The organism is Heyndrickxia ginsengihumi (genome assembly GCF_011008565.1).
Lineage (GTDB): Bacteria > Bacillota > Bacilli > Bacillales > Bacillaceae_C > Weizmannia > Weizmannia ginsengihumi.
The window spans coordinates 98208-120015 of sequence record NZ_JAAIWK010000006.1 but is presented as its reverse complement, the minus strand read 5'-3'; the positions used below and the strand labels follow the sequence as shown (position 1 = coordinate 120015).

The window sequence follows — 21808 nt, the reverse complement described above, 5'->3', positions numbered from 1 at the left end:
TTTGTATTAGTATTAGAAATGATAAAAAACGAATTGTTTATACATTTTTGAAAAATAAAAAAATGATTGACACTAAAATGATGGTGTGTTAAATTTCAATTAATGAAACGTTTCATTTTTAGAAGGGGAATTTAACTTGACAGCAACAATGAAAGATTTAGCTAAATATACGAATCTATCTCTAGGAACTATTTCAAAATATATTAATGGGGGAACAGTTAAACCAAAAAATAAACAATTAATTGATGAAGCGATCAAAGAATTAGGTTTTCAAGTAAATCAGTTCGCACGGAGTTTAAAAACAAATCGCTCTAACACGATCGGAATTATTATTCCTTCAATGGAGAATTATTTCTGCACTAGCCTTGTTTCATACGTAGAGAAATATATTTCTGTTTATGGATATAGTGTGATGATTTGTAATTACCAAGAAAAAGAAAAAAAGGAACGAGAACAAATTAATTTTTTAGTTAGTAAGCAAGTAGACGCAATTGTTATTGTATCAACATGCTCCATTGAGACTCAAAAATTAATAAAAGAAGTTATTCAAAAGGGAACTTACGTTGTATCTGTGGATCGTAAGTTAGATAAGATTGAATGTGATACAGTTGCAGTAGACAATTGTAGTATTTCAAAGAAGGTCACCGAATATTTAATTGAAAACGGTCACCAAAAGATCGCAGTCGTTTGTGGTCCAAGAAAGATTTCTACTGCTTCAGAGAGGCTTCAGGGATATATCGAAGCATTTAATTCCTATGGCATTCCAGTTTATCAAGATTATATCGTCTATGGTGACTACTATTCGCAAAGCGGGTATAAGCAAGCAATGAAGCTACTAGAATTAGAAGAGCCGCCAACAGCTATATTTGCAACAAATTATGATATGACATTAGGTGTTATCAAGGCGCTTAATCAAAAAAAGCTACAAATTGCGAAAGATATTTCAGTTGTAGGTTTTGATAACTTATCAATTGCGGAAATTATTCAGCCAACGTTAACAATTGTAACCCAGCCAATGAAAACATTAGCGAAGAAAGCAGCTGAGCTGATTGTAAAGCGAATTGATAAAAAGGAAGAATTGAGTTTTCCTTGCAATATTACTTTACAGGCAAAATTAATAATGGGGAATTCTGTAAAAAACATATCATCATTTCTTTAATGATTGGAATAGAAGATACCTATTAATCATAATGTGAGATTAATAGGTTGCTAAAAAAATGAAACGTTTCATTTTATCTTAGGAGGTATAGAGGATGATTGAAAAATTAATTGGAGAAATGCCAAAGGTAGGAATAAGACCAATTATTGATGGAAGAAGAAAAGGAATCCGTGAGTCATTAGAGGAAAAAACAATGAATATGGCTTTAAGTGTAGCCAAATTGATCGAAAGTAAGTTGAAATATCCAAATGGTGAACCTGTTCAATGTGTCATTGCAGATGCGACTATTGGGCGAGTTAATGAAAGCGCTTTATGCGAAGGAAAATTTAGAAAAGAAAACGTAGGATTGACAATTAGTGTTACGCCATGCTGGTGTTACGGCTCGGAAACAATTGATTATCATCCTTTAAGACCTAAAGCGATTTGGGGATTTAATGGGACTGAAAGACCCGGTGCAGTATATTTGGCTGCAGCGTTAGCGGCACATAATCAATTAGGAATCCCGGCATTCGGAATATATGGAGATCAAATTCAAGATTTGAATGATGACTCAATTCCTGCAGATGTTGAAGAAAAGCTTCTTCAATTTGCAAAGGCAGGATTAGCGGTTAGTATGATGCAAAATAAAAGTTATCTTTCTATCGGAAGTATTTGTATGGGCATCGCCGGCTCAGATGTTCAAAGCTCATTTTTTCAAAAATATTTAGGTATGCGCCGTGAGGCTGTGGATATGTCAGAAGTAATTCGGAGAATGGAACAAAAAATATATGATGAAGCAGAATTTGAAAAAGCAAAATTATGGGTCAAGAAAAATTGTAAACAAGGATTGGATTTAAATAAAAGAGAAAATCAAAGAAATGCAGATGAGAAAGAAGGAGATTGGGAGAGAAGTATTCTCTTAACAATGATTGTCAGGGATCTTATGGTTGGAAATGAAGCACTTGCTGATAAAGGATTTTTAGAGGAAGCAGGGGGCCATAACGCATTAATATCTGGTTTTCAAGGTCAAAGACAATGGACAGATTTTATGACAAATGGAGATTTTATGGAGTCCATTTTGAATACATCTTTTGATTGGAATGGAAAAAGAGAGCCTTACATTGTGGCAACTGAAAATGATTCATTGAATGCAGTTTCAATGCTTTTTGGTCACTTATTAACGAATACTTCGCAGCTCTTTGCAGATGTTCGGGCTTTCTGGAGTCCAGAAAGTGTTCAACGCGTTACAGGAGAAAGACTAGAAGGGAAAGCAGCTGATGGGATTATTCATTTAATTAATTCCGGAGCAGCTACACTTGACTTTGCAGGTGTGCAAAAGAAAGACGGGGAAGCTGTAGTAAAACCATTTTGGGAAATAACAGATGAGGAATGTCAGCAAGAAATGGAAAAGACATCTTGGTATCCTGCGACAACAGAATACTTTCGAGGCGGCGGATACTCATCACATTTTATGACAGAGTCAGAAATGCCAGTGACAATGTGCCGCTTAAATCTAGTAGACGGGGACCAGCCAGTTCTTCAAATTGCTGAAGGTTATACAGTAGTGCTGCCTGACAATGTGAGTGAAATTTTAGATAAAAGAACGGATCCGACATGGCCAACAACATGGTTTGCACCAAGAATTACCGGGAAGGGTGCATTTAAAGATGTCTATAGCGTAATGAATAATTGGGGAGCAAATCACGGAGCAATTAGTTACGGACATATAGGAAAAGAGTTAATCTCGCTTGCCGCCCTGTTGAGAATTCCGGTAAATATGCATAATGTCGAGGAAGATAAAGTATTTCGGCCAACACTTTGGAATGCGTATGGAACTGCTCATTTAGAACAGGCTGATTTTCAAGTTTGCAGAAAGCTTGGACCATTATATGGTAGAAATTAATTCTTATGATAAGTTCACAATTGGACTTGATTACGGAACTTTATCTGCAAGAGCGGTCCTTGTTAACACCGCAAATGGAGAAGTTGTAGCTGAAGCTGTAAAAGAATATCGTCACGGAGTTATAAAAGATAAGATTGGGAATCGTCAACTTCCAGCACATTGGGCATTACAGAGTGCTGATGATTACTTAGAAGCGCTCTATACAATTATTCCAGAAATAATCGAAAAAAGTAGTGTAACTAAAGAACGTGTTATTGGGATCGGCATAGATTTTACATCCTGTACAATGTTGCCTGCTTCTAAAAATGGGAAGGCGCTTCATCAAATTGAGAAATTTAAAGATCATCCGCATGCGTACGTGAAATTGTGGAAGCATCATGCAGCCCAAAGCTATGCAGAAAAAATCAATGAAACTGGAAATAGTAGAAATGAGGAGTTTATAAAAGCGTATAACAGACAAATTTCATCTGAATGGCTGTTTCCAAAAATATTGCAAATCTTTAAAGAGGATCCGGAAATATATGCAAAGACTGATTGCTTTATAGAAGCTGGAGATTGGCTAGTTTGGCAGCTATCTGGAAACTTGAAAAGAAGTATTTGCCATAGTGGATATAAAGCGATGTGGCAGGGGAAATATCCATCAAAAGAATATTTTAGATCACTCGACAAAGAGTTTGGAAACGTTGTTGAAGAGAAACTACCAGGAGAGATGATTCATTTAGGTCAGTCAGTAGGAAACATTTCCTCTCGAATGGCTGAAAAATTAGGATTGAGTTATAAAACAGTTATTGCATCAAGTGTGATTGATGCCCATGCTGCTGTACCGGCTGTGAATGCGACAAGGGAAGGCACGATGGTTGCCGTCATTGGAACATCTACCTGCCATTTAGTTGTATCAGAGAAGTTGAACTATCTCCAAGGAGTAAACGGAGTAGTTAAAGATGGGATTATTGAAGGTCTGTATGCTTATGAATGCGGGCAGGCGGCTGTAGGGGATATGTTCGATTGGTTTATTAGAAATCAAGTTTCTAAGCACTACTTCGAGGCTGCAGCAGAAATGAACATGGGGATTCACGATTATCTCTCTGAAAGGGCTTCTTCATTAAATCCGGGAGGCAGAGGAATCTTGGCGTTAGATTGGTGGAACGGCAGCAGAATTGATAATCGCCCTGATTTATCAGGGGTATTATATGGTTTTGATCTAGATACAAAAGCTGAGGAAATTTATCGGGCTTTAATAGAAGCATCAGGGTTTGGGACTAAATTAATCATTGAAAAATTTGAAAGAGGAGGGATGCCGATAAAAGAGTTTTATGCTTGTGGAGGGATTTCCAAAAAGAACCAATTGTTAGTCCAAATATATGCCGATATTCTTGATTTTCCTATTAAAGTCAGTTACTTAGAACATGCTTCAGCAGTCGGTGCAGCTATGTATGCAGCAGTTGCTGCGGGAATGAAGGAAGGTGGATACGACACGATTCAGGATGCAGCGGAAGCAATGGCAGACCGTCATGTTCATACAGTTTATCCACATAAAGAACGCACGAAAATGTATCAGCAACTATATGAGCTTTATCGGGAAGCAAGGGAAGAAAATTTGAATAGCAAAGTATTACAGAAACTGCAGGATATGAAAAATGATGCAAGAGTTTGAGCCGTTTCCAAAGACAGGGAGGTAGCAAAATGAATGAAGCACAACTAAAAGATGAAATATGTGAAGTTTGCAATAAAATGTGGCAATTAGGCTGGGTCGCTGCAAATGACGGCAATGTCAGTGCAAAGCTCGAGGAAAATATTTTTATTACTACACCGACTGGTATAAGTAAAAGCTTTATTACACCTGAAAAGCTAGTAAAGATTAATAGTCAAGGGGAAATCTTGGAGGCAAATGGCGAGTATCGTCCATCAAGCGAAATAAAAATGCATTTACGCTGCTATTCTGAACGTGATGATGTTGGGGCCGTTGTCCATGCACATCCTCCAACCGCAACAGGATTTGCACTTGCTCATATTCATTTAGACAATTATTCCTTGATTGAAAGTGCAATCACGATTGGATCAGTCCCGATTACTCCATTTGGAACTCCTTCAACGATGGAAGTACCAGAAGCAATTACACCGTACTTAGAGCATCATGATGTCCTGTTGTTGGAAAACCATGGTGCATTGTCAGTTGGATGTGATCTTATAACAGCATACTATCGAATGGAAACATTAGAATTAGTTGCGAAGACTAGTTTTATTGCAAGAATGCTTAATCAAGGAAAACAAGAAAAGGAAATTCCGAGAGAGAACCTTGAAAGATTATTTAAAATGCGTGAGGGCTATAAAGTAACAGGAAAACATCCTGGGTATAAGAAGTATAATTAACCAGTTTTGAAAGGGGTGTATTGCTTTGTGAAACAAGTACTGGCGCTTGATTTAGGAGCTTCAAATGGTAGGGCGATCTTGGGAAAATATGACGGCGAAAAATTGTATCTCCAAGAAATCCATCGGTTTGAAAATATACCCATAGAAGAAGAAAATACACTTTACTGGGATATAGAGGCATTATTTTTTGAAATAAAAAATTCTCTGCGACTTGCAGCGCATATCAGTCATTTAGACAGCGTTGGTATCGATACATGGGGAGTAGACTTTGGATTACTGGACAGCGCTGGAAATTTACTTGCAAGGCCTGTTCATTATCGCGATAGACGAACAGAAGGGATGAGTAAAAAAGCAGAAAAAATATTGACAAAAGAAAAATTATATCAATTGACGGGAAATCAAATTTTAGATATTAACACGCTTTTTCAGTTAATGTCATTAAAGGAGCGGAACGTAAAGCAATTTGAACAGATAAATAAACTGCTTTTAATGCCGGATTTATTCAATTATTTATTAACAAATACTGCAAAAACAGAAATAACAATTGCTTCAACGACACAGTTATTTGACCCATATAAGAAAAAATGGAGTAAGGAAATTTTAAATACTTTTCATATTCCAGAGAGTATGATGGGAGAGCTAGTAGAACCAGGGGCAACAATAGGAAATATTACACCAGTTTTGGCAGAGGAACTAGGCATTGCTGAAATCCCAGTAATTGCGGTTGGTTCTCATGATACAGCTAGTGCAATTGCAAGTGTCCCGTGTAATGAAGAATTTTTATTCATTTCATCGGGAACATGGTCATTGATTGGAACAGAAATTAAGCAGCCGATAATTAATGAAACATCTCTATATTATAACATCACTAATGAAAGCAGTGCCGATAAGACAACAAGTTTATTGAAAAATATAGCAGGGCTATGGATGATTCAGGAAACAAAGCGGCAATTTGAGAGAGAAGGAAGGATTTATAGTTATTCTGAGCTTGCTGAGATTGCACAGCATGCCAAACCGTTTAATTGTTATTTGGATACAGATTATCTAGAATTCCAACATCCGGGGAATATACCGAAACGAATTAGACAATATGCAGCCGCAACAGATCAGTACGTTCCTAACACAGATGCTGAAATTGTTCGTGTCATATATGAGAGTTTAGCTTTGAAATACCGATTGGTTATTGAAGAAATTCAAGAGGTGATTGGAAAAGAATACTCAATAGTAAACATCGTTGGTGGGGGGGCACAAGCAGAAATCCTTTGCCAAATGACAGCTAACGCAGTAGGAAAAAAGGTTATAGCTGGACCCGCGGAAGCAACTGCAATTGGAAATATCATCGTGCAATTAATTGGCAGTGGAGCCATACAAGACTTGCAGCAGGCACGAGAAATCGTAAAAAGCTCATTTAGATTAGTAGAATATCAACCAAAAGATGAACAACTATGGAAACAACATTATGAAATATATTGTCATTTACTTAAAGTTGGAAGACTTCATCCAGAACAAAGGAGCAAGTTTTAATAAAGGGGGGAAAAGAATGCTTAAACATATACCAGCAATATTATCGCCAGAAATACTAAAAGTATTAATGGAAATGGGTCACGGTGATGAACTTGTTCTTGCAGATGGGAATTTTCCAAGTGCGAGTCATGCAAATATATTAGCTAGAGCAGATGGTCTAAGCATACCAGTATTGCTTGAAGCTATTTTAAAGTTTTTTCCATTAGATACTTATAGCAATGAAGCAGTTACATTAATGAAAGTATCACCTGGAGATGATGATCGTCCTAAGATTTGGAAAACTTATGAGGAAATATTGGAGCAATCAGGTGCAGAAAATAAACGAATAAAACTTGAAGAACGATTTTCATTCTATGAACATAGTAAAAACAGTTACGCAGTCATTGCAACTGGTGAAGAGTCTTTATATGCAAATATCATTTTAAAAAAAGGGGTCGTCCGCTAGTTTGGAGGTGAAAGCATTGAATGATGTAATCTTAAAAATGTCTGGGATAAAAAAGTCTTTCGGTCCAGTTCATGCACTAAAAGGGGTACATCTCGAGCTTAGAAAAGGTGAAGTTCATGCATTAATGGGAGAAAATGGAGCAGGAAAATCAACATTGATGAAGGTATTGACAGGAATATATGAAAAGGATGGCGGCGAAATTATTTATGATGGTAAAACTGTTGATTTTAAAGGACCAAAAGAATCTCAAGATGCTGGAATTGTCATTGTCCATCAAGAATTAAATATGATGAATCACTTGACAGTCGCTCAAAATATTTTTATTGGGCGAGAAAGTATGAAGATGAAGATTTTTACAGATGATCGTGCCATTAATGACAAATCAAAAGAACTATTTGATTTATTAAATATAAAGATTAACCCAAAAGAAGTAGTAGGAAACTTAACTGTAGGAAAACAACAAATGGTTGAAATCGCCAAGGCTATTTCAATGAATGCAAAAGTTCTAGTATTTGATGAACCTACAGCAGCTTTAACGGAGGCAGAAATTACCGAGCTTTTTCATATTATTGAAGATTTAAGAAGCAAAGGTATAGGTATCGTATATATTTCTCATCGAATGGATGAGATTGAAAAAATTACCGATCGGGTTACGGTTATGCGTGATGGTGAGTATGTCGGAGAACTAGAGACGAAGAATACAACGAAAGATGAGATCATCAGCATGATGGTCGGAAGGGCAATATATGAGGAACCAAAGCAGAAATCCGCTGTAAGTGAAGATGCAGAAATTGTGTTAGAAGTAAAAGATTTATCTCGTAGTGATGAAGTGAAGAATGTATCTTTTCAATTGAGAAAGGGGGAAATTCTTGGCTTTTCCGGCTTAATGGGTGCTGGAAGGACAGAAGTTGCAAGATTAATATTTGGTGCAGACAAATGTGACAGTGGAGAAATCTTTATTAAAGGAAAAAAAGTAGAAATCAAAAACCCGAGGGATGCCGTGCAGAATGGAATAGGCTATTTGTCGGAAGATAGAAAGAGATACGGTGTAGTTGTAGATATGGATGTTGGAAATAATACTGTACTGCCATCATTAGTTCGTTTTACAAAATCTATGATTATTAAAGATAGGTTGATCCAAAAAATTAGTAATCGTTATATAGAATCTCTCAATATTAAAACGCCATCTTCCAAACAGTTAGTGAGAAATCTTTCAGGGGGAAATCAGCAAAAAGTGATCATTGCTAAATGGCTTGCGCAGAATAGCGATATTTTCATTTTTGATGAACCAACAAGAGGGATTGATATTGGAGCAAAGAGTGAAATTTATCATTTAATGAATCAATTAGCTGAAGAAGGAAAATCAATTATTATGATTTCTTCAGAATTACCAGAAATTTTACGAATGAGCGATCGGATTATCGTTATGTGTGAAGGGAGAAAAACAGCAGAACTTTCAATCGAAGACGCGAGCCAAGAGAAGATTATACATTATGCAACAATGAGAAATGGGGGAAGAGACCATGCCAGTAGTTAAGGAAGTAGAAATGGAGAACAACCATCATATTCATTTTGCAGCAAGTACGATACAAAAGATTGGAACACAAAAATTAATTGCAATCGTCGCACTGTTAGCAATTTATTTATTTTTTGCCATTTCTAGTCCAGCTTTTCGTTCAGTAAATACATTGGTTAGTATTTTTGACGCCTCCTATTATATTGGGTTTTTAGCAATTGGGGTAACCTTTGTTATTATCACAGGAGGAATTGATCTATCAATTGGAACAGTGATGATGTGTGCGGCGATGGTAGGTGGAGTGCTGCATTCCAATCTTGGATGGCCAATGTGGTTATCATTAATTAGTATTATTGTCGTTGGTGGTCTATTTGGTCTTGTCAATGCTATCCTCGTTGCAAAAATGAGATTACCAGCTTTTATTGCAACACTTGGAACAATGATGATTGCGGAAGGATTAAGTTCGATGGTATCCAATGTTCAAAGTGTTACTTTTCCGTTACGCTCAAGTTCCGACGGCTATTACAAAAGTTTTTTCCGGCTCGACAATAATTTTCCAATTGGCATTTTTGTGCTTATTGTTTTTGTTCTTTTAGCTGCGGTGATATTAAATAAAACAAGAATTGGCCGTTATATATTTTCGATAGGAAGCAATATGGAAGCTACACGATTATCAGGTGTTAATATTGTGAAATGGGAGGGAATGTCGTACATCATTAGCGGTTTATTTGCCGGGCTTGCGGCAATTGCCTATTCAGCTACTTATACGACTATTCTTCCTGGTGCTGGCCAAGGCTTTGAACTTGATGCGATTGCTGGAGTTGTCGTTGGTGGTACATCTTTAGCAGGGGGGTTAGGCTCAATTTTAGGAACTATTATTGGGGTATTTATTATGAGTGTACTTAAAGTTGGCTTACCATTTATTAACTTACAGCCCCATTATCAAATTTTTATTACTGGTTTTGTTGTTATTATCGCTGTCTATCTTGATATCTATCGAAATCGCAAAAAGAGGGTGTAATGTTTTTCAATATAATATTGGTGTTCTATCTTAATGAGGGGGAAAAACAATGAAAAAAATCTCAAAAAAATTTGGATTTGCAATGGTTGCTACGCTGATATCAATACTTGTTCTTAGTGCATGTGGCAATGCAAAAACAGGGGCATCAAAAGGTGATGATATAAGATTAGAAGTGATAGCAAAAGGTTTTCAAAACGATTATTGGAAAGCTGTTAGAACAGGGGCTGAAAAAGCTGCTAAGGAAGAGGGGGTCAAAATGAATTTTGTTGGCCCTAAAGATGAAAGCGCTATTTCTGACCAAGTTGAAATGCTTAACGATGCTATAAACAAAAATCCTTCGGCGGTTGCCCTTGCCGCTCTTGATACGAACGCAGAATTAGATGATATAGAACAGGCAATGAGCAAAAATATTCCAATTATAGGATTTGATTCTGGTGTTCCGAATGCTCCAAAAGGCGCGATTAAAGCAACTGCTTCTACAGATAACTATAAGGCAGGGGCACTTGCTGCAGATAAAACATTCACAGCCATAAAGAAGAAGATAACTGCGGCTAAAAAAGGAAAACCTGTTCGGATTGGAGTTTTATCACAAGAGGTAAATTCATTATCTATTACTGCAAGAACATCTGGTTTTATTGACGAAATGGTAAAAGATATTGAGAAGATGGATGGCGTTGGTAAGGGAAAAGTTCAAGTGACAGGGCATGATAAATTTGCGAATAAAGTAAAGCCACAAAATGCAATCGCAATAATTGAGGTTCGCATACCAGCGGAAGTAACAGATTCAGCAGGAAAAACGGAAGCGCAAGCTCTGTTAAATAAGAAAGATTTAATTTCTATTTATGGATCTAATGAATTTGCAGCGAAATCAATTATTAATGCAGATTCTGCAATTGCTGGGGGAAGAATTGGCAAGAATAAGGTTATTGCCGTAGGGTTTGATTCAGGTACTTTGCAAATTGATGCAATTAAATCTGGAAAATTCCTTGGTTCCATTACGCAAAATCCAATTGCCATTGGTTATAATACTGTAAAACTAGCAGTTAAAGCAGCCAAAGGTGAAAAAGTAAAAGATGTGGATACAGGATCAAAATGGTATGACAAAGCAAACATTGATTCTAAAGAAATTGCTCCATTATTATATAAATAAACATCTTTATATAGCTTAAAGTACATTTTTTCTCTAGTAAACTTTTATAAATATAAAAAAAGGAGTGGGTAGCAGGGGTTCGCTTTCCGCGGGCGGTTAGGAGGACTCTATTTATATCTTTATCTAATTCCCTTCTTTGGAGGAAGTATGTAGAAATACGTACGATCTGACATTGAGGGGCTTATTTTTTGTAATACAAAGATTGATTGAAGGAGGGGGAAACTTGTTATAGATAAAGTGGATCTTGACTGCTTATCTTCTTTTAGATGTTGATGTTTTGGCAAGGCAGTCAGCAACTAATATATAAGTATGCAATAACTATTAAAAGGTTATTAACGTAAAGATGTTAGATCGATTATGGGCCTATTTCGAATCGCCCCTAAACGGGCAAGGGGATATTTCAAAATTTTGAAGTTATTTTGTATAGCGGTTTGCATAGCTGGAGGCAACAAAAGCATTCGGCTTAATCTTTGGTTCAACTCCCATGGACTCCATTCGAGCAACCATTTCTTTTACAAATGCTCTCGTTTTATTACGGTTGCCAGCCCCAATATCAATATGTCCTTCCATCGAAAAAGTTGCTCCTTGATACACGTAGGGTAGAATGATATGAATCAATTGGTTTTTTTTATGTTCCGTAAACATGGAAACAATTTCTTCTGTTAATGTTAATTCTTTGGAAATACGTTCATGGAGGTGCAGCATTTTTCTCGGCACAATCACCTTTCTAATACAGGCCCATACACCATGACTTTCCTGTTGGATGACAATCCCTGTTATAAAAATGGTATAGGTTCTATGAACTTGGGAATCTGTACCGACCATTAGCCGGTAATTTCCTCGGGGATTGAGCTTCATGAAATGCACAATATGCTTAAAAACATCTTCAAATGACATGTTCTTTTCTTGAAGGTTTTGAAATCGAAAGTTGCGGATCGAATCTTGTTCCATATAGGTAGCCTCACTTCTTCTTAATAATGATAACGGGGAAGAGTACTCTTACCACATTATATGTAACGATAATGATGTCATGCAGTGAAAAAGCATATTTTTCAAAGAGAAATTGACTGTTTATAGGAAGATAGCTAGAGAATGAGTTTGTTAATTAAAATAGTAGAAGATGATACATACATAAAAAATGGCTGCGATTAAACGTTTTTCAGCGTTTCTAAAGCAAAACGAAAAAAAGACACTTGAAATTCACAAATGTGAACTTTAAGTTGTCTTTTTTAGTTACCGGAGTCTGCTTTTCTCCTATTTTTGATCCATTAATTTCAATATTTTTTTAGACCTACTATAAATATAGCCATGGCGCCTTGTAGTTCCATGCCTAATCTTGTTTTTAACAATAAATATTTGAACATGCGAATAGGGGCGATAGCATTTCGACCATTAACATGACAATATTTATCGTTTAGTTCATCATAGACGAAAGAGAAATCGATCAACTCGTTAAGCTTACGCAAAAGATTATCTTTTGGAACAACTAAATCATAAATAGCTATATAATGACTAAAAATCATGGATTGTTGATGTTGTATCATAGTGCCCACACGTTTGAAATGTTTGAAATTAATATTAAAATTATACAGCAAAAAAGGTATAATCCCCTTAATAATGAGGAATTATACCTTTTTAAATTTAGCCTAGGTAAAAAACGCGGTTGATTGGAGTGGAAGGCGGCGAAGATGCCCGCGGAAAGCGAATCTGCCTGAAGCGGAAATCAATAGCCCCATTTAGTATCACAATCTAAATTTAAGGGATTTTTTCAGTGCCCTCGTTTAAACCGAAGCCATTTTTTAGAAGTGATTATGATCTTTTTAGCCTAGTCGTAAAAGATAAAACAATTACGATCGCTAGAATGATAAGACAAACCGTTGTGCCAATAATGTTTTGGTGATTAAAAAGAAAACTGATAAAAATACAAGATAGTGCAATAATTGCAAAGATTGTTATATATGGATAGCCTATTACTTGAAATCCCGGCTTTTTCGGATATTGAGGACGGAGTTTTAATTGTGCTGAACAAATTCCAATCCAAATAAGTAACACGGTAAAGCCAGGAATGGTCATTAAATAGTTAATGACTTGTTCTGGAGTGATGTAAGCTAAAAATACGCCAACTAAAATACATAAAGTTGTTAACAAGATGCTATTTAACGGAATTCCTTTTTTAGACGTTTGTATAAATACTTTCGGTGCTTCACCTGTTTGCGACATTGTAAACAATGTTCGCGATGTTGCGTATATACCTGAATTTGCTGCTGATAAAACAGCTGTTAAAAGAACAAAGTTCATGATATTGGCAGCTCCCGGAAGTCCTGTGAAGCTAAATACTTGGACGAAAGGACTTTCAGCTGAAGATACTTTGTCCCAAGGAATAATTCCGCAAATAATTAAAATCGGTAAAATGTAAAATAAAATAACTCTCCATACAGTGCCTTTTATAATTCGCGGCAAAACGCGCTGACTATCTTTCGTTTCAGTTACACTGACACCGATTAATTCGGCTCCGCCGTAGGAAAACATGACGACTAAAAAGGCACTAAACGTACCGCTAATACCGTTAGGGAAAAATCCCCCATGTGATGTATAGTTTGAAATTGAAGAACTGGAATGAGGGAAAAGTCCCAACAATAACAAAGCACCTAACACAATAAAAGCGATTAAAGTAATAATTTTGATGCCAGCAATCCAAAATTCAAGTTCACCGTAGTATTTTACATGAAATAAATTAATCCCGACAATGAACACAGTGCAAAGAAAACTTAAGAGCCATAATGGTACAGATGGAAACCAGTATTGCAAAAAGCTTCCAGCTGCTAATAATTCTACAACTGTAACGATTATCCAGTTTATCCAGTAAAGCCATCCGATAATAAATGAAATACGGTTTCCAAACGCTTTATTGATTAAATGCTGGACATTTAAATTTGGAAAAACAATTGCCATTTCCCCCAATGCGACCATGACAATGAACAGCAATAATCCTCCGATTAAATAAGCGAGTGCGACACTGGGACCTGCTAAGCTTACCGTATCTGAACTACCTTTGAAAATGCCAGTTCCAATCATTCCTGCTAAAGCAATAAATTGGACATGCCTTGGCTTTAACCCCTTTTGCAAATTTTGATGCTTTGTTTCCATTTTGTTCAACCTACTTTTTGAAGTAATTTATTATATTGAAATGCAAATGATACTAAAACTTTATCACTCAATACTTTTTTAGATAAACGCTTTTAAGCGCTAAAGTATTTTTATATAAATCATACCATAGTTTCAAATCATGTCAATTTTTGTAGAGAAGATAGTTCAATAGATTTATATGTTTGAAGGGAAAGATTTTTCTTATTTTATACAAAAATAAAATCCCACTTAATCTTAAATAGAATAGAAAGTGGGACTTAAAGATTTCATCGATATTTATTAATAAACTCTTTTGGCTCCTGCATAATATTTAGATCAATACGTATTATCGAGAGAATAGGTTGTAACTCCTTTTGAAGTAGTAGCAGAAATGAATTGAATATTTCCTGTATAAAACCCTACATGAGAGATTGTTTCTGGTGAGTTAATAGCAAAGAAAACGAGATCTCCTGGCTGCAACTTTGATTTTTCAATTGCTATTGCGGGGCATGCTAATCCCGTGCTGGCTAAACATATAATAAACGAAACCTGAACAATCAAATCCAGCAGGTGTTATTCCTCCCCATAAATAAGGAACACCAATATAATTAGCAGCATCCTTTATTAATTGCTTTTTGATAGTTGCATGTTCGATGGCTGTGTTTGTTTCCTCATTGGTCTTGCCAGTGATAGAAAGCCCGTAATCGCTTTGAAAATTTTCAATTGCTTGTGTAGTAGCAGTATCATCCTTTCTTGTAAAAGTTTGACTAGTGTAATATCCGGGAGTGTTAAGATTTTTTTGGAGAGATTCTAAATTAGCATTTGTTTGTGCAGTCGGTATTACTAATATTTGTCCAACCTTAATGATGTCACTAGTTAAGCGGTTAACTTGTTTGATTTATTCGGCAGAGACATCATATTTTTTTTGCAATGACAGATAAACTATCTCCTGCAACTACTTTATAGGTTGTTTGCTTTTGGATGGAAGGCTGTTTAGAAGTACTTGATTGACCTTGAATCAATATAGGAATGATGAGGGTTTGCCCAATATACTTTTTAGTCTTATTTGCTTCTTTAATTGCCGCTCAGTCGTTCCATGTTTCTTCACAAGAACAGTGAGATAATCACCTGTTTGAACCTTATGGAAGGTTTAAGGAATAATTAAGAGTTGGTTAACCTTTATAACGTCTGATTTAAGATGATTTGCCTGTTTAATGTTAGTACTTGATGTGTGATACTTAGTTGCAATTTTCGAAAGTGTGTCTCCTGATGAGACTTGATAATAGATAGAACTTGAGTTTGAAACTTGATTGCCTTCCATAGTAGCAGCCTGTACATGATCAGTATGCAATAGTTTAAAGGATGTTACAGCGATTCCGCCAATTACTACTTTTGCCATTGTAATTTTAAAATTTGGGTAGCGCTCTCCAATAAATTTCTTTGTTGTTGCCATAAAGTGTTTATTTTCTTTAATTGTACTGCCTAGTTCATCAGAGAATTCTGTTAGCGGTTTATCATAATAAAAAATGATCTCATATTCATTACTGCCTGAGATAATTTTTCTAAGTTCATGCTTCTGATCATTATTCATCTGTTCTCCCCCTTTATTATATGTAAAGTATAGTTTCTAACCAATTTTCTATTTCATGCGGGAGCACTGTTATTTTTAATTGTTTATAAAAATGAATCCGTTCATAAAATGTCGGATATTACAAACAATAATTAGAAATGAGTGTAGGAGATATTGGGTTATGAAATTACGTTTTGTATTATTTTCCATTATTTTACTTAGTTTATTTAGTTACCATACAACTATTTATGCTTCAGCAAAAAGCAGATTTGATTTTGAAAGGACAGGACATGCTTTCTGGGATGTTAAAACAAAAGAAAAAATGGTCGCACTAACTTTTGATGATGGACCGAATCCTGTCTATACTCCACAAATATTGAATGTCTTAGCAAAATACCATGCAAAGGCAACTTTCTTTGTGATTGGAGCACATGTTGTGAAATATCCTTATTTAATCGAAAGGGAGATTAAAGAGGGGCATGAAATTGGAAACCATACTTTTCAGCATAGTTATAATTTAAATATGAATGAAAAATTTTTAAAAAGTGAATTGAATCAAACAAGTGATGCTGTGCAAAGTATAACAGGGGTCCGACCAGCACTTTTCCGTCCTGTAGGCGGATATTATAATGATTTAATCGTAAACACAGCGATCAAAAATCATTATCAAGTGGTTATTTGGTCTTGGCATCAAGATACGCGTGATTGGAGCAGGCCAGGAGCGGATAAAATTGCCAGCAATGTGTTATCAACTGTTGCACCAGGAAATATTATTTTGATGCATGATTCAGGAGGAGATCGTCAGCAAACCGTACAAGCTTTGGAAAAAATCTTGAAAGTTTTTGCTAAAGAAGGATATGAATGTGTTACTGTTTCTGAAATGCTTTCTCGTTCCAAAATGATTAAGTCAACACCAACACCGTTTCAATTATTTCCATATTATTAAACAAAACGGTTTAATTTCCGCTTCCGGATGCTCGTTCTTTGCACCAATTAGCTTTGAAAATAAGCAACATTTAAATTTAGGAGAGGAAGATTACCTAAACTAGGCAACCTTCCTCTATTGATCGTTAGTTTAATAAATTTTGAATAACATAATTTGTAAGATTAGGGACAATTTCTAAAGAGAACGTCATCTCCATTCTCTCAAATTTTTTGTGGGCATCTACACCATAAGGCCCAATGTTAATAACTGGTACATTTAATGCGCGAATATCCTGATAATCAACATAATGCTTGTATCCTAAACTGGGGCTATTGTTTGTCACGGCATCTAAACCTTCTTCGTTATCACTTATAGCGACAAAACTCATATCTGAGATATATGGGAAGAAGTTTCTCGTGACAATCGGATGTACATAGTGTGGCTGCACAGATTTAATTGCCTGATCCAATGCCTTAATTAAAGCTTGTTCTTTTTCATTTTTCCCTGTTAATTCAATACGTGGAGAATAGAGTGATGAATAAAATAAGATGATCGTTGGGTTTTTGTCTTTCATCCATTTCCAAGCTTCTTCAACGACTCTTGCTGAGAACATGCGTGTATCCAAATCTTGCTGCTTTAAAAGTTGTTCTTTAAATTTAGTCATATGGTTTTTGAAAAGGGAGCCGTGTTTTGAAGTTAATAAATTCATCATTTCTTCATATGTCAGTACTTTCGGTTTCCAGTCCATATTGACATATGGTTCACTACTTATGGCTGCAAATTGCTTGTATCTTTGCTCATAAGTGGCAAGGGCGTTATTAAAGGCAATATATGCTTGCTCTTTTAATTTCGTTAAGACATCCTTTGGTGACCATGAATGTATGAAAAAATTATAATATGCATAGGCAGCAAGTGCTGTTTGCACTGTATAAGATGGTTTTAAATCTGTTTGCTTCAAAGATACTGGCGGGACAGTTGTTTCCCCATATGCTTCATTACTAAGTTCAGGGTTATAATCAATTTGTTTTGTCAGCTCAGCAGCGATTAAATTTGGATCTAATCCTTCAAAGCATGAACCGACATGGGTTTCGGAGCCTGTAATAAAAAACGAGGGGAGGAGCTTTCCCACTGTTCCTTTATATATATAGCGATTGTCATCTCCTGCAAATCGTGGGGCAACAAAATCAGCATTGATGGCAGCAACATAATTGAACCCATATGTTTCTTTCAATGCTTGGAAAGTTTTTAAAGCACTAATGACTCCATGTGATCCATCCTCTTCATCACACTCAGCCAATAACACGATATTGCCATTTAATGTTTCAGGATGTTCAGCATAATATTTTAAAAGATAAAGATGGCTTGCTAATCCACTCTTCATGTCAAGGGTTCCTCTTCCAAATAACCATTCTCCAGACTCTAAATGTGCTTTTGCGGAAGGGGGCAGATCCTCATTCTTAAGTTTTTCCATTAATTGATCAGGAGAGCAGGCATATGGTTGTAACTGATTAAAGTCATCGATACCAACTGTATCGGTGTGTCCCATTAAAATAACTGTTCGTTTGCTGTTTCCTCCTTTTCCTTTAACAAAGGCAATTACATTGTATCTGTCATGATCATCTCTTGTTGTTTTTTCGAGCATAATATGTGAAGGATGTTGTACAAAGTAAGGAAATGATGAGAGAAATGAATACAATGAATGAGCGATTTCCCTTTCTCCATTTGTATTGACGACACTTTCTATATGTACGAGTTTTTTCGTATATGCAAGAATTTCATCACGGCATTGTAACATTGATGAAGCACCTCCTATAAATGGATTATTTATAAATGTAATACCCCTTTAATGGTGACAATTGCTGCACCCGCTACTTTAATAATTGGCTCCGTTCCATTTGGAGTAATGGTGACATATAGCGTTCCAGGTCGTTCTACTTTATGTCCTTGACCTATTATTAGACGGGTTGGTTCGTTCTGTGAAATGATTTTCTCATAATATAGAAGCCCTGCTAATGCACCATTTGCTGAACCTGTAACAGGATCTTCGGCTATTCCGACGCTTGGGGCAAAATCCCTTGTGTATAGGTCACAATCTTGCTTCGTGTTAAATGTATATAAATGTGTTGTACTAACACCATACTTTTTATTGAATGTATCCAGTGCAGCGAGATCTGGATCCGCCTTGTCGATCAGTATATCGTTTTTCAAAGGAATCAATAGATGCCAATTGCCTGTATTTGCTAATTTCAAAGGATAGTTTAGATCAAATGCATCTTTTTCAATACGAAGAAGTCGGCTGAGCTTGTCAAGATCAACGGAAATATCTTTTGTTTTTGGCGCAGCTTGTGTCATCTCAACGCTGTTTATGTTGCCATCTTTTATATCCCATGTAACCGGGATATTGCCAATATTCGTTTCTAGCACAATCCCATGTTTTGCTTGTGCTAGCCCCATTTCGGTTGCAACTAGCCATGTCAAGGCAACTGTTGCATGACCGCAAAAGTCAATTTCTTCCTTTGGAGTAAAATATTTTACTCTAAAATCATTTTCAACTGTTTGTGGCGGTAAGAGAAAAACGGTTTCTGACAGATTTAATTCATTTGTAATCTGCTGCATTTCCTGTGTTGATAGACATTCTGCGTTTAATACGACTCCTGCGGGGTTACCCGCAAATCTTTTTGTTGTAAACGCATCTATATGATTGATACAAATTTCTCTCATTACAAAATCCTCCTCATCTGGTGCTGATATTTCCATAGTAATTCTTTATTTTGTATAAGTAAAATAAATTTTTATTTTCAGAAAAATATATGATAGAGATTTTAAAGTAATAGGAAGTAAATAAAAGGAAATAGGAGATAATATGATGGTCCACATTGGATTTGTAATGAAAAATAACTTTAAAATAGATCTGTATCATTTTCTCAAAATGACAATATTTCCTGGCTGGACCTTCTATAAACATGAGAAAACCATAATTTATATGATTTGTTATAATTAGGAAAGGATAATTAAAAGGAGACTATTGGTACATGGATATTTTTCTTGCTGTTTTACTGCTTTTGATTATAATCGGGCTATCTAATATCATAAACCATCTAATTCCATTTATCCCGGTACCAATCGTTCAAATTGTACTGGGGTTTATACTGGCAGCTATTCCTTTAGGAATACATATACCGATGGAATCGGATTTATTTTTATTACTTTTTATTGCACCACTTTTATTTAATGATGGAAAAAGTGTTTCTAGAGAAGCCCTCTGGGAATTACGGGTACCGATATTATTACTCGCTCTTGGGCTAGTGTTTGTAACAGTGTTTGCAATTGGTTATTTAATTCATTGGATGATTCCGACAATTCCACTTCCAGCAGCATTTGCATTAGCGGCAATCTTATCACCAACGGATGTTGTAGCAGTTAGTGCTATGTCTACTAGGGTTAATATGCCAAAGGGAGTGATGCATCTTCTAGAAGGGGAAGGATTGATGAATGATGCTTCTGGTCTTGTTGCGTTTAAGTTTGCGGTTACAGCGACGGTAACAGGTGTTTTTTCATTACTAGATGCTAGTGTAAGTTTCCTCATGATCTCAATCGGTGGTTTTGTAGGTGGGGTAGTTCTCGCTTTTCTAATTATTCGCTTTCGTATCATGATTCGCCGTTTAGGGATGGAAGACGTAACATTTCATATGCTCATTCAAATTCTTACCCCATTCGTCATTTATCTTACGATTGAGCATTTACACTTATCAGGCATTTTAGGTGTAGTTGCAGCGGGAATTGTCCATGCAATTGAACGGGAGCGGGAAAAATCCCCAACGGTCGAATTACAAGTTGTTTCAAAGAGCACTTGGTCTGTCATTTTGTATATTTTAAATGGACTAGTATTTGTGCTTCTTGGTCTACAAATTCCAAGCGTCGTTAATCAAATATTTGCAGATCCGCATTTTAATAATGGGCAAGTCATTATGTATATTATAATGATAACGGCAGCATTGTTATTGCTGAGATTTATTTGGATATCAATGTCCTGGTGGATAGGCTGGAAACTAAAAAATCAGCAAATATTAAAGCCTGCGTTGAGGCCGATTGGGATTACGACGATTTCAGGTGTAAGAGGAGCAGTGACATTAGCAGGTGCATTTTCCATCCCATTATTATTAGCAAATGGTCAGCCATTTCCAGAACGAGCATTAATTATTTTTATTGCTGCGGGTGTTATATTGGTCAGTTTAATCGTTGCAAGCATCTTTTTGCCGATCATTGCAAAATCTGAAGTCGATATTGTTGAAACAAATAAAGTAGTGATTGAGAAAGAAGCGCTCATTCGAACAAAGGAAGCTGCTATTCATGCTGTCAAAGAAGTAATAGATGATGACAATCAGTCTGCTGCATTAGCTGTTATTTCCAATTACAATCAGCAAATTAATCAATTGAAATATGCAACAAATGAAGAAGCAGCCAAATTTAAAAATCTTGAAAATGATATTCGTGTAAAGGCTTATGAAGCGGAATCGGCTTATATTGCGAATTTAGCTAAAGAAAAGAAAATCGATAAAGAAACAGCCTATCTGTTCCAAGAATATATACGTAGAAAAGAAATGGCTGTTACAAATCAAATGAGATTTAGAGCCTTTATATTATGGAATCTTATCGAAATTAGTTTTATAAGATTGTTTAAGGTTTTTATTTCTCGCCGTAAAGCATTGCGTGAATGCAGAATAAGTAAGCAGAAAGAAATGATTAACATTAAAATAGCGATGGCAGAAGCAGCTATAAAAGAATTAAAGAATATAGTCGATCCGGACTATAAACATGTTGCGTATTTAATTATCGGTGAGTACTACAAATTACTGACACATTTGAAGTTGTACAAAAATGAAGCAGCTTCAAAGCAATTTGTTCATATGGAACGTGAACTTCAAGATAAAGCATTTCAGGCTGAAAGAGATGCCGTTCAGAAGATGTATGAGCAAAAACAAATTACAATTGAGATCCTTCGAACATTGCGCCGGAAAATCAACATGAGAGAAGCTCATTGGATGGAAGAAAATCAATTGCAGGATTAAGGAAAAATAATGTTTCTATGAAATGGAAAAAGAAAAAGCCATCGTGCGTGT

Annotated in this window: 18 protein-coding genes and 1 pseudogene; 11 read left to right on the top strand and 8 right to left on the bottom strand. The window is 35.9% G+C overall.

Annotated features, from left to right (window positions below; all coding sequences use genetic code 11):
* Positions 1-136: 136 nt before the first annotated feature.
* The 9 genes from G4D61_RS06145 (at position 137) to G4D61_RS06105 (ending at position 11067) form a co-directional block, all read left to right on the top strand.
* Positions 137-1159 carry a LacI family DNA-binding transcriptional regulator gene (locus tag G4D61_RS06145; protein ID WP_025730485.1) on the top strand — a complete coding sequence of 341 codons (1023 nt, stop codon included), beginning with the start codon at positions 137-139 and terminating at the stop codon, positions 1157-1159.
* A 94-nt stretch (positions 1160-1253) separates the two neighbouring features.
* Complete coding sequence (locus G4D61_RS06140; RefSeq protein WP_163173507.1) at positions 1254-3041, top strand: L-fucose isomerase; 1788 nt, start codon at positions 1254-1256, stop codon at positions 3039-3041.
* Positions 3028-4695 (top strand): ribulokinase, encoded by a 1668-nt coding sequence (locus G4D61_RS06135; protein WP_163173505.1) that lies wholly within the window; start codon positions 3028-3030, stop codon positions 4693-4695. Before G4D61_RS06140 ends, G4D61_RS06135 begins: the two co-directional genes overlap by 14 nt.
* Before the next feature lie 29 nt (positions 4696-4724).
* On the top strand, positions 4725-5411 hold the full coding sequence (locus G4D61_RS06130; protein WP_025730479.1) for a class II aldolase/adducin family protein: 687 nt from the start codon (positions 4725-4727) through the stop codon (positions 5409-5411).
* 27 nt (positions 5412-5438) lie between these two features.
* Complete coding sequence (locus G4D61_RS06125) at positions 5439-6935, top strand: rhamnulokinase (protein WP_025730477.1); 1497 nt, start codon at positions 5439-5441, stop codon at positions 6933-6935.
* 16 nt (positions 6936-6951) lie between these two features.
* Positions 6952-7380, top strand: coding sequence for an RbsD/FucU family protein (locus G4D61_RS06120; RefSeq protein ID WP_025730475.1), 429 nt, complete (start codon positions 6952-6954; stop codon positions 7378-7380).
* 16 nt (positions 7381-7396) lie between these two features.
* Positions 7397-8917 carry a sugar ABC transporter ATP-binding protein gene (locus G4D61_RS06115; protein ID WP_200886149.1) on the top strand — a complete coding sequence of 507 codons (1521 nt, stop codon included), beginning with the start codon at positions 7397-7399 and terminating at the stop codon, positions 8915-8917.
* Positions 8904-9917: an ABC transporter permease gene (locus G4D61_RS06110; protein ID WP_197023494.1), complete on the top strand. Its 1014-nt coding sequence runs from the start codon at positions 8904-8906 to the stop codon at positions 9915-9917. Before G4D61_RS06115 ends, G4D61_RS06110 begins: the two co-directional genes overlap by 14 nt.
* A gap of 49 nt (positions 9918-9966) precedes the next feature.
* Positions 9967-11067, top strand: a complete 1101-nt coding sequence (locus tag G4D61_RS06105; RefSeq protein ID WP_152604359.1) for an ABC transporter substrate-binding protein — start codon at positions 9967-9969, stop codon at positions 11065-11067.
* A 414-nt stretch (positions 11068-11481) separates the two neighbouring features.
* Here the strand turns inward: G4D61_RS06105 and G4D61_RS06100 are convergent, their stop codons facing one another.
* From G4D61_RS06100 to G4D61_RS06075, 6 genes and pseudogenes are all read right to left on the bottom strand, one after another.
* Positions 11482-12018 carry a ribonuclease H-like YkuK family protein gene (locus tag G4D61_RS06100; protein ID WP_025730103.1) on the bottom strand — a complete coding sequence of 179 codons (537 nt, stop codon included), beginning with the start codon at positions 12016-12018 and terminating at the stop codon, positions 11482-11484.
* 386 nt (positions 12019-12404) lie between these two features.
* Positions 12405-12611, bottom strand: a pseudogene (locus G4D61_RS06095) (transposase); the annotation flags it as partial.
* A gap of 265 nt (positions 12612-12876) precedes the next feature.
* Positions 12877-14214: an amino acid permease gene (locus G4D61_RS06090; protein WP_025730099.1), complete on the bottom strand. Its 1338-nt coding sequence runs from the start codon at positions 14212-14214 to the stop codon at positions 12877-12879.
* Between the two features lie 315 nt (positions 14215-14529).
* Positions 14530-14754, bottom strand: coding sequence for a C40 family peptidase (locus G4D61_RS06085; RefSeq protein ID WP_025730097.1), 225 nt, complete (start codon positions 14752-14754; stop codon positions 14530-14532).
* Positions 14684-15034 carry an NlpC/P60 family protein gene (locus G4D61_RS18470; protein ID WP_367613765.1) on the bottom strand — a complete coding sequence of 117 codons (351 nt, stop codon included), beginning with the start codon at positions 15032-15034 and terminating at the stop codon, positions 14684-14686. The genes G4D61_RS06085 and G4D61_RS18470 overlap by 71 nt, the downstream gene beginning before the upstream one ends.
* 309 nt (positions 15035-15343) lie before the next feature.
* Complete coding sequence (locus G4D61_RS06075) at positions 15344-15784, bottom strand: LysM peptidoglycan-binding domain-containing protein (RefSeq protein ID WP_025730093.1); 441 nt, start codon at positions 15782-15784, stop codon at positions 15344-15346.
* Positions 15785-15944: 160 nt separating this feature from the next.
* Here G4D61_RS06075 and G4D61_RS06070 point away from each other — a divergent pair, with 160 nt between their 5' ends.
* Complete coding sequence (locus G4D61_RS06070) at positions 15945-16709, top strand: polysaccharide deacetylase family protein (protein ID WP_025730091.1); 765 nt, start codon at positions 15945-15947, stop codon at positions 16707-16709.
* 124 nt (positions 16710-16833) lie between these two features.
* Here G4D61_RS06070 and G4D61_RS06065 read toward each other — a convergent pair whose 3' ends face one another.
* Together G4D61_RS06065 and G4D61_RS06060 are read right to left on the bottom strand one after the other, a co-directional pair.
* Complete coding sequence (locus G4D61_RS06065; protein WP_025730089.1) at positions 16834-18483, bottom strand: M20/M25/M40 family metallo-hydrolase; 1650 nt, start codon at positions 18481-18483, stop codon at positions 16834-16836.
* A gap of 29 nt (positions 18484-18512) precedes the next feature.
* Entirely contained in the window at positions 18513-19409 is an 897-nt protein-coding gene (locus G4D61_RS06060; protein ID WP_163173503.1) for a PhzF family protein, read from the bottom strand.
* Positions 19410-19720: 311 nt separating this feature from the next.
* On the opposite strand from G4D61_RS06060, the gene G4D61_RS06055 reads away from it, so the two are divergent.
* Positions 19721-21757, top strand: a complete 2037-nt coding sequence (locus tag G4D61_RS06055) for a Na+/H+ antiporter (protein ID WP_163173501.1) — start codon at positions 19721-19723, stop codon at positions 21755-21757.
* Positions 21758-21808: the final 51 nt, after the last annotated feature.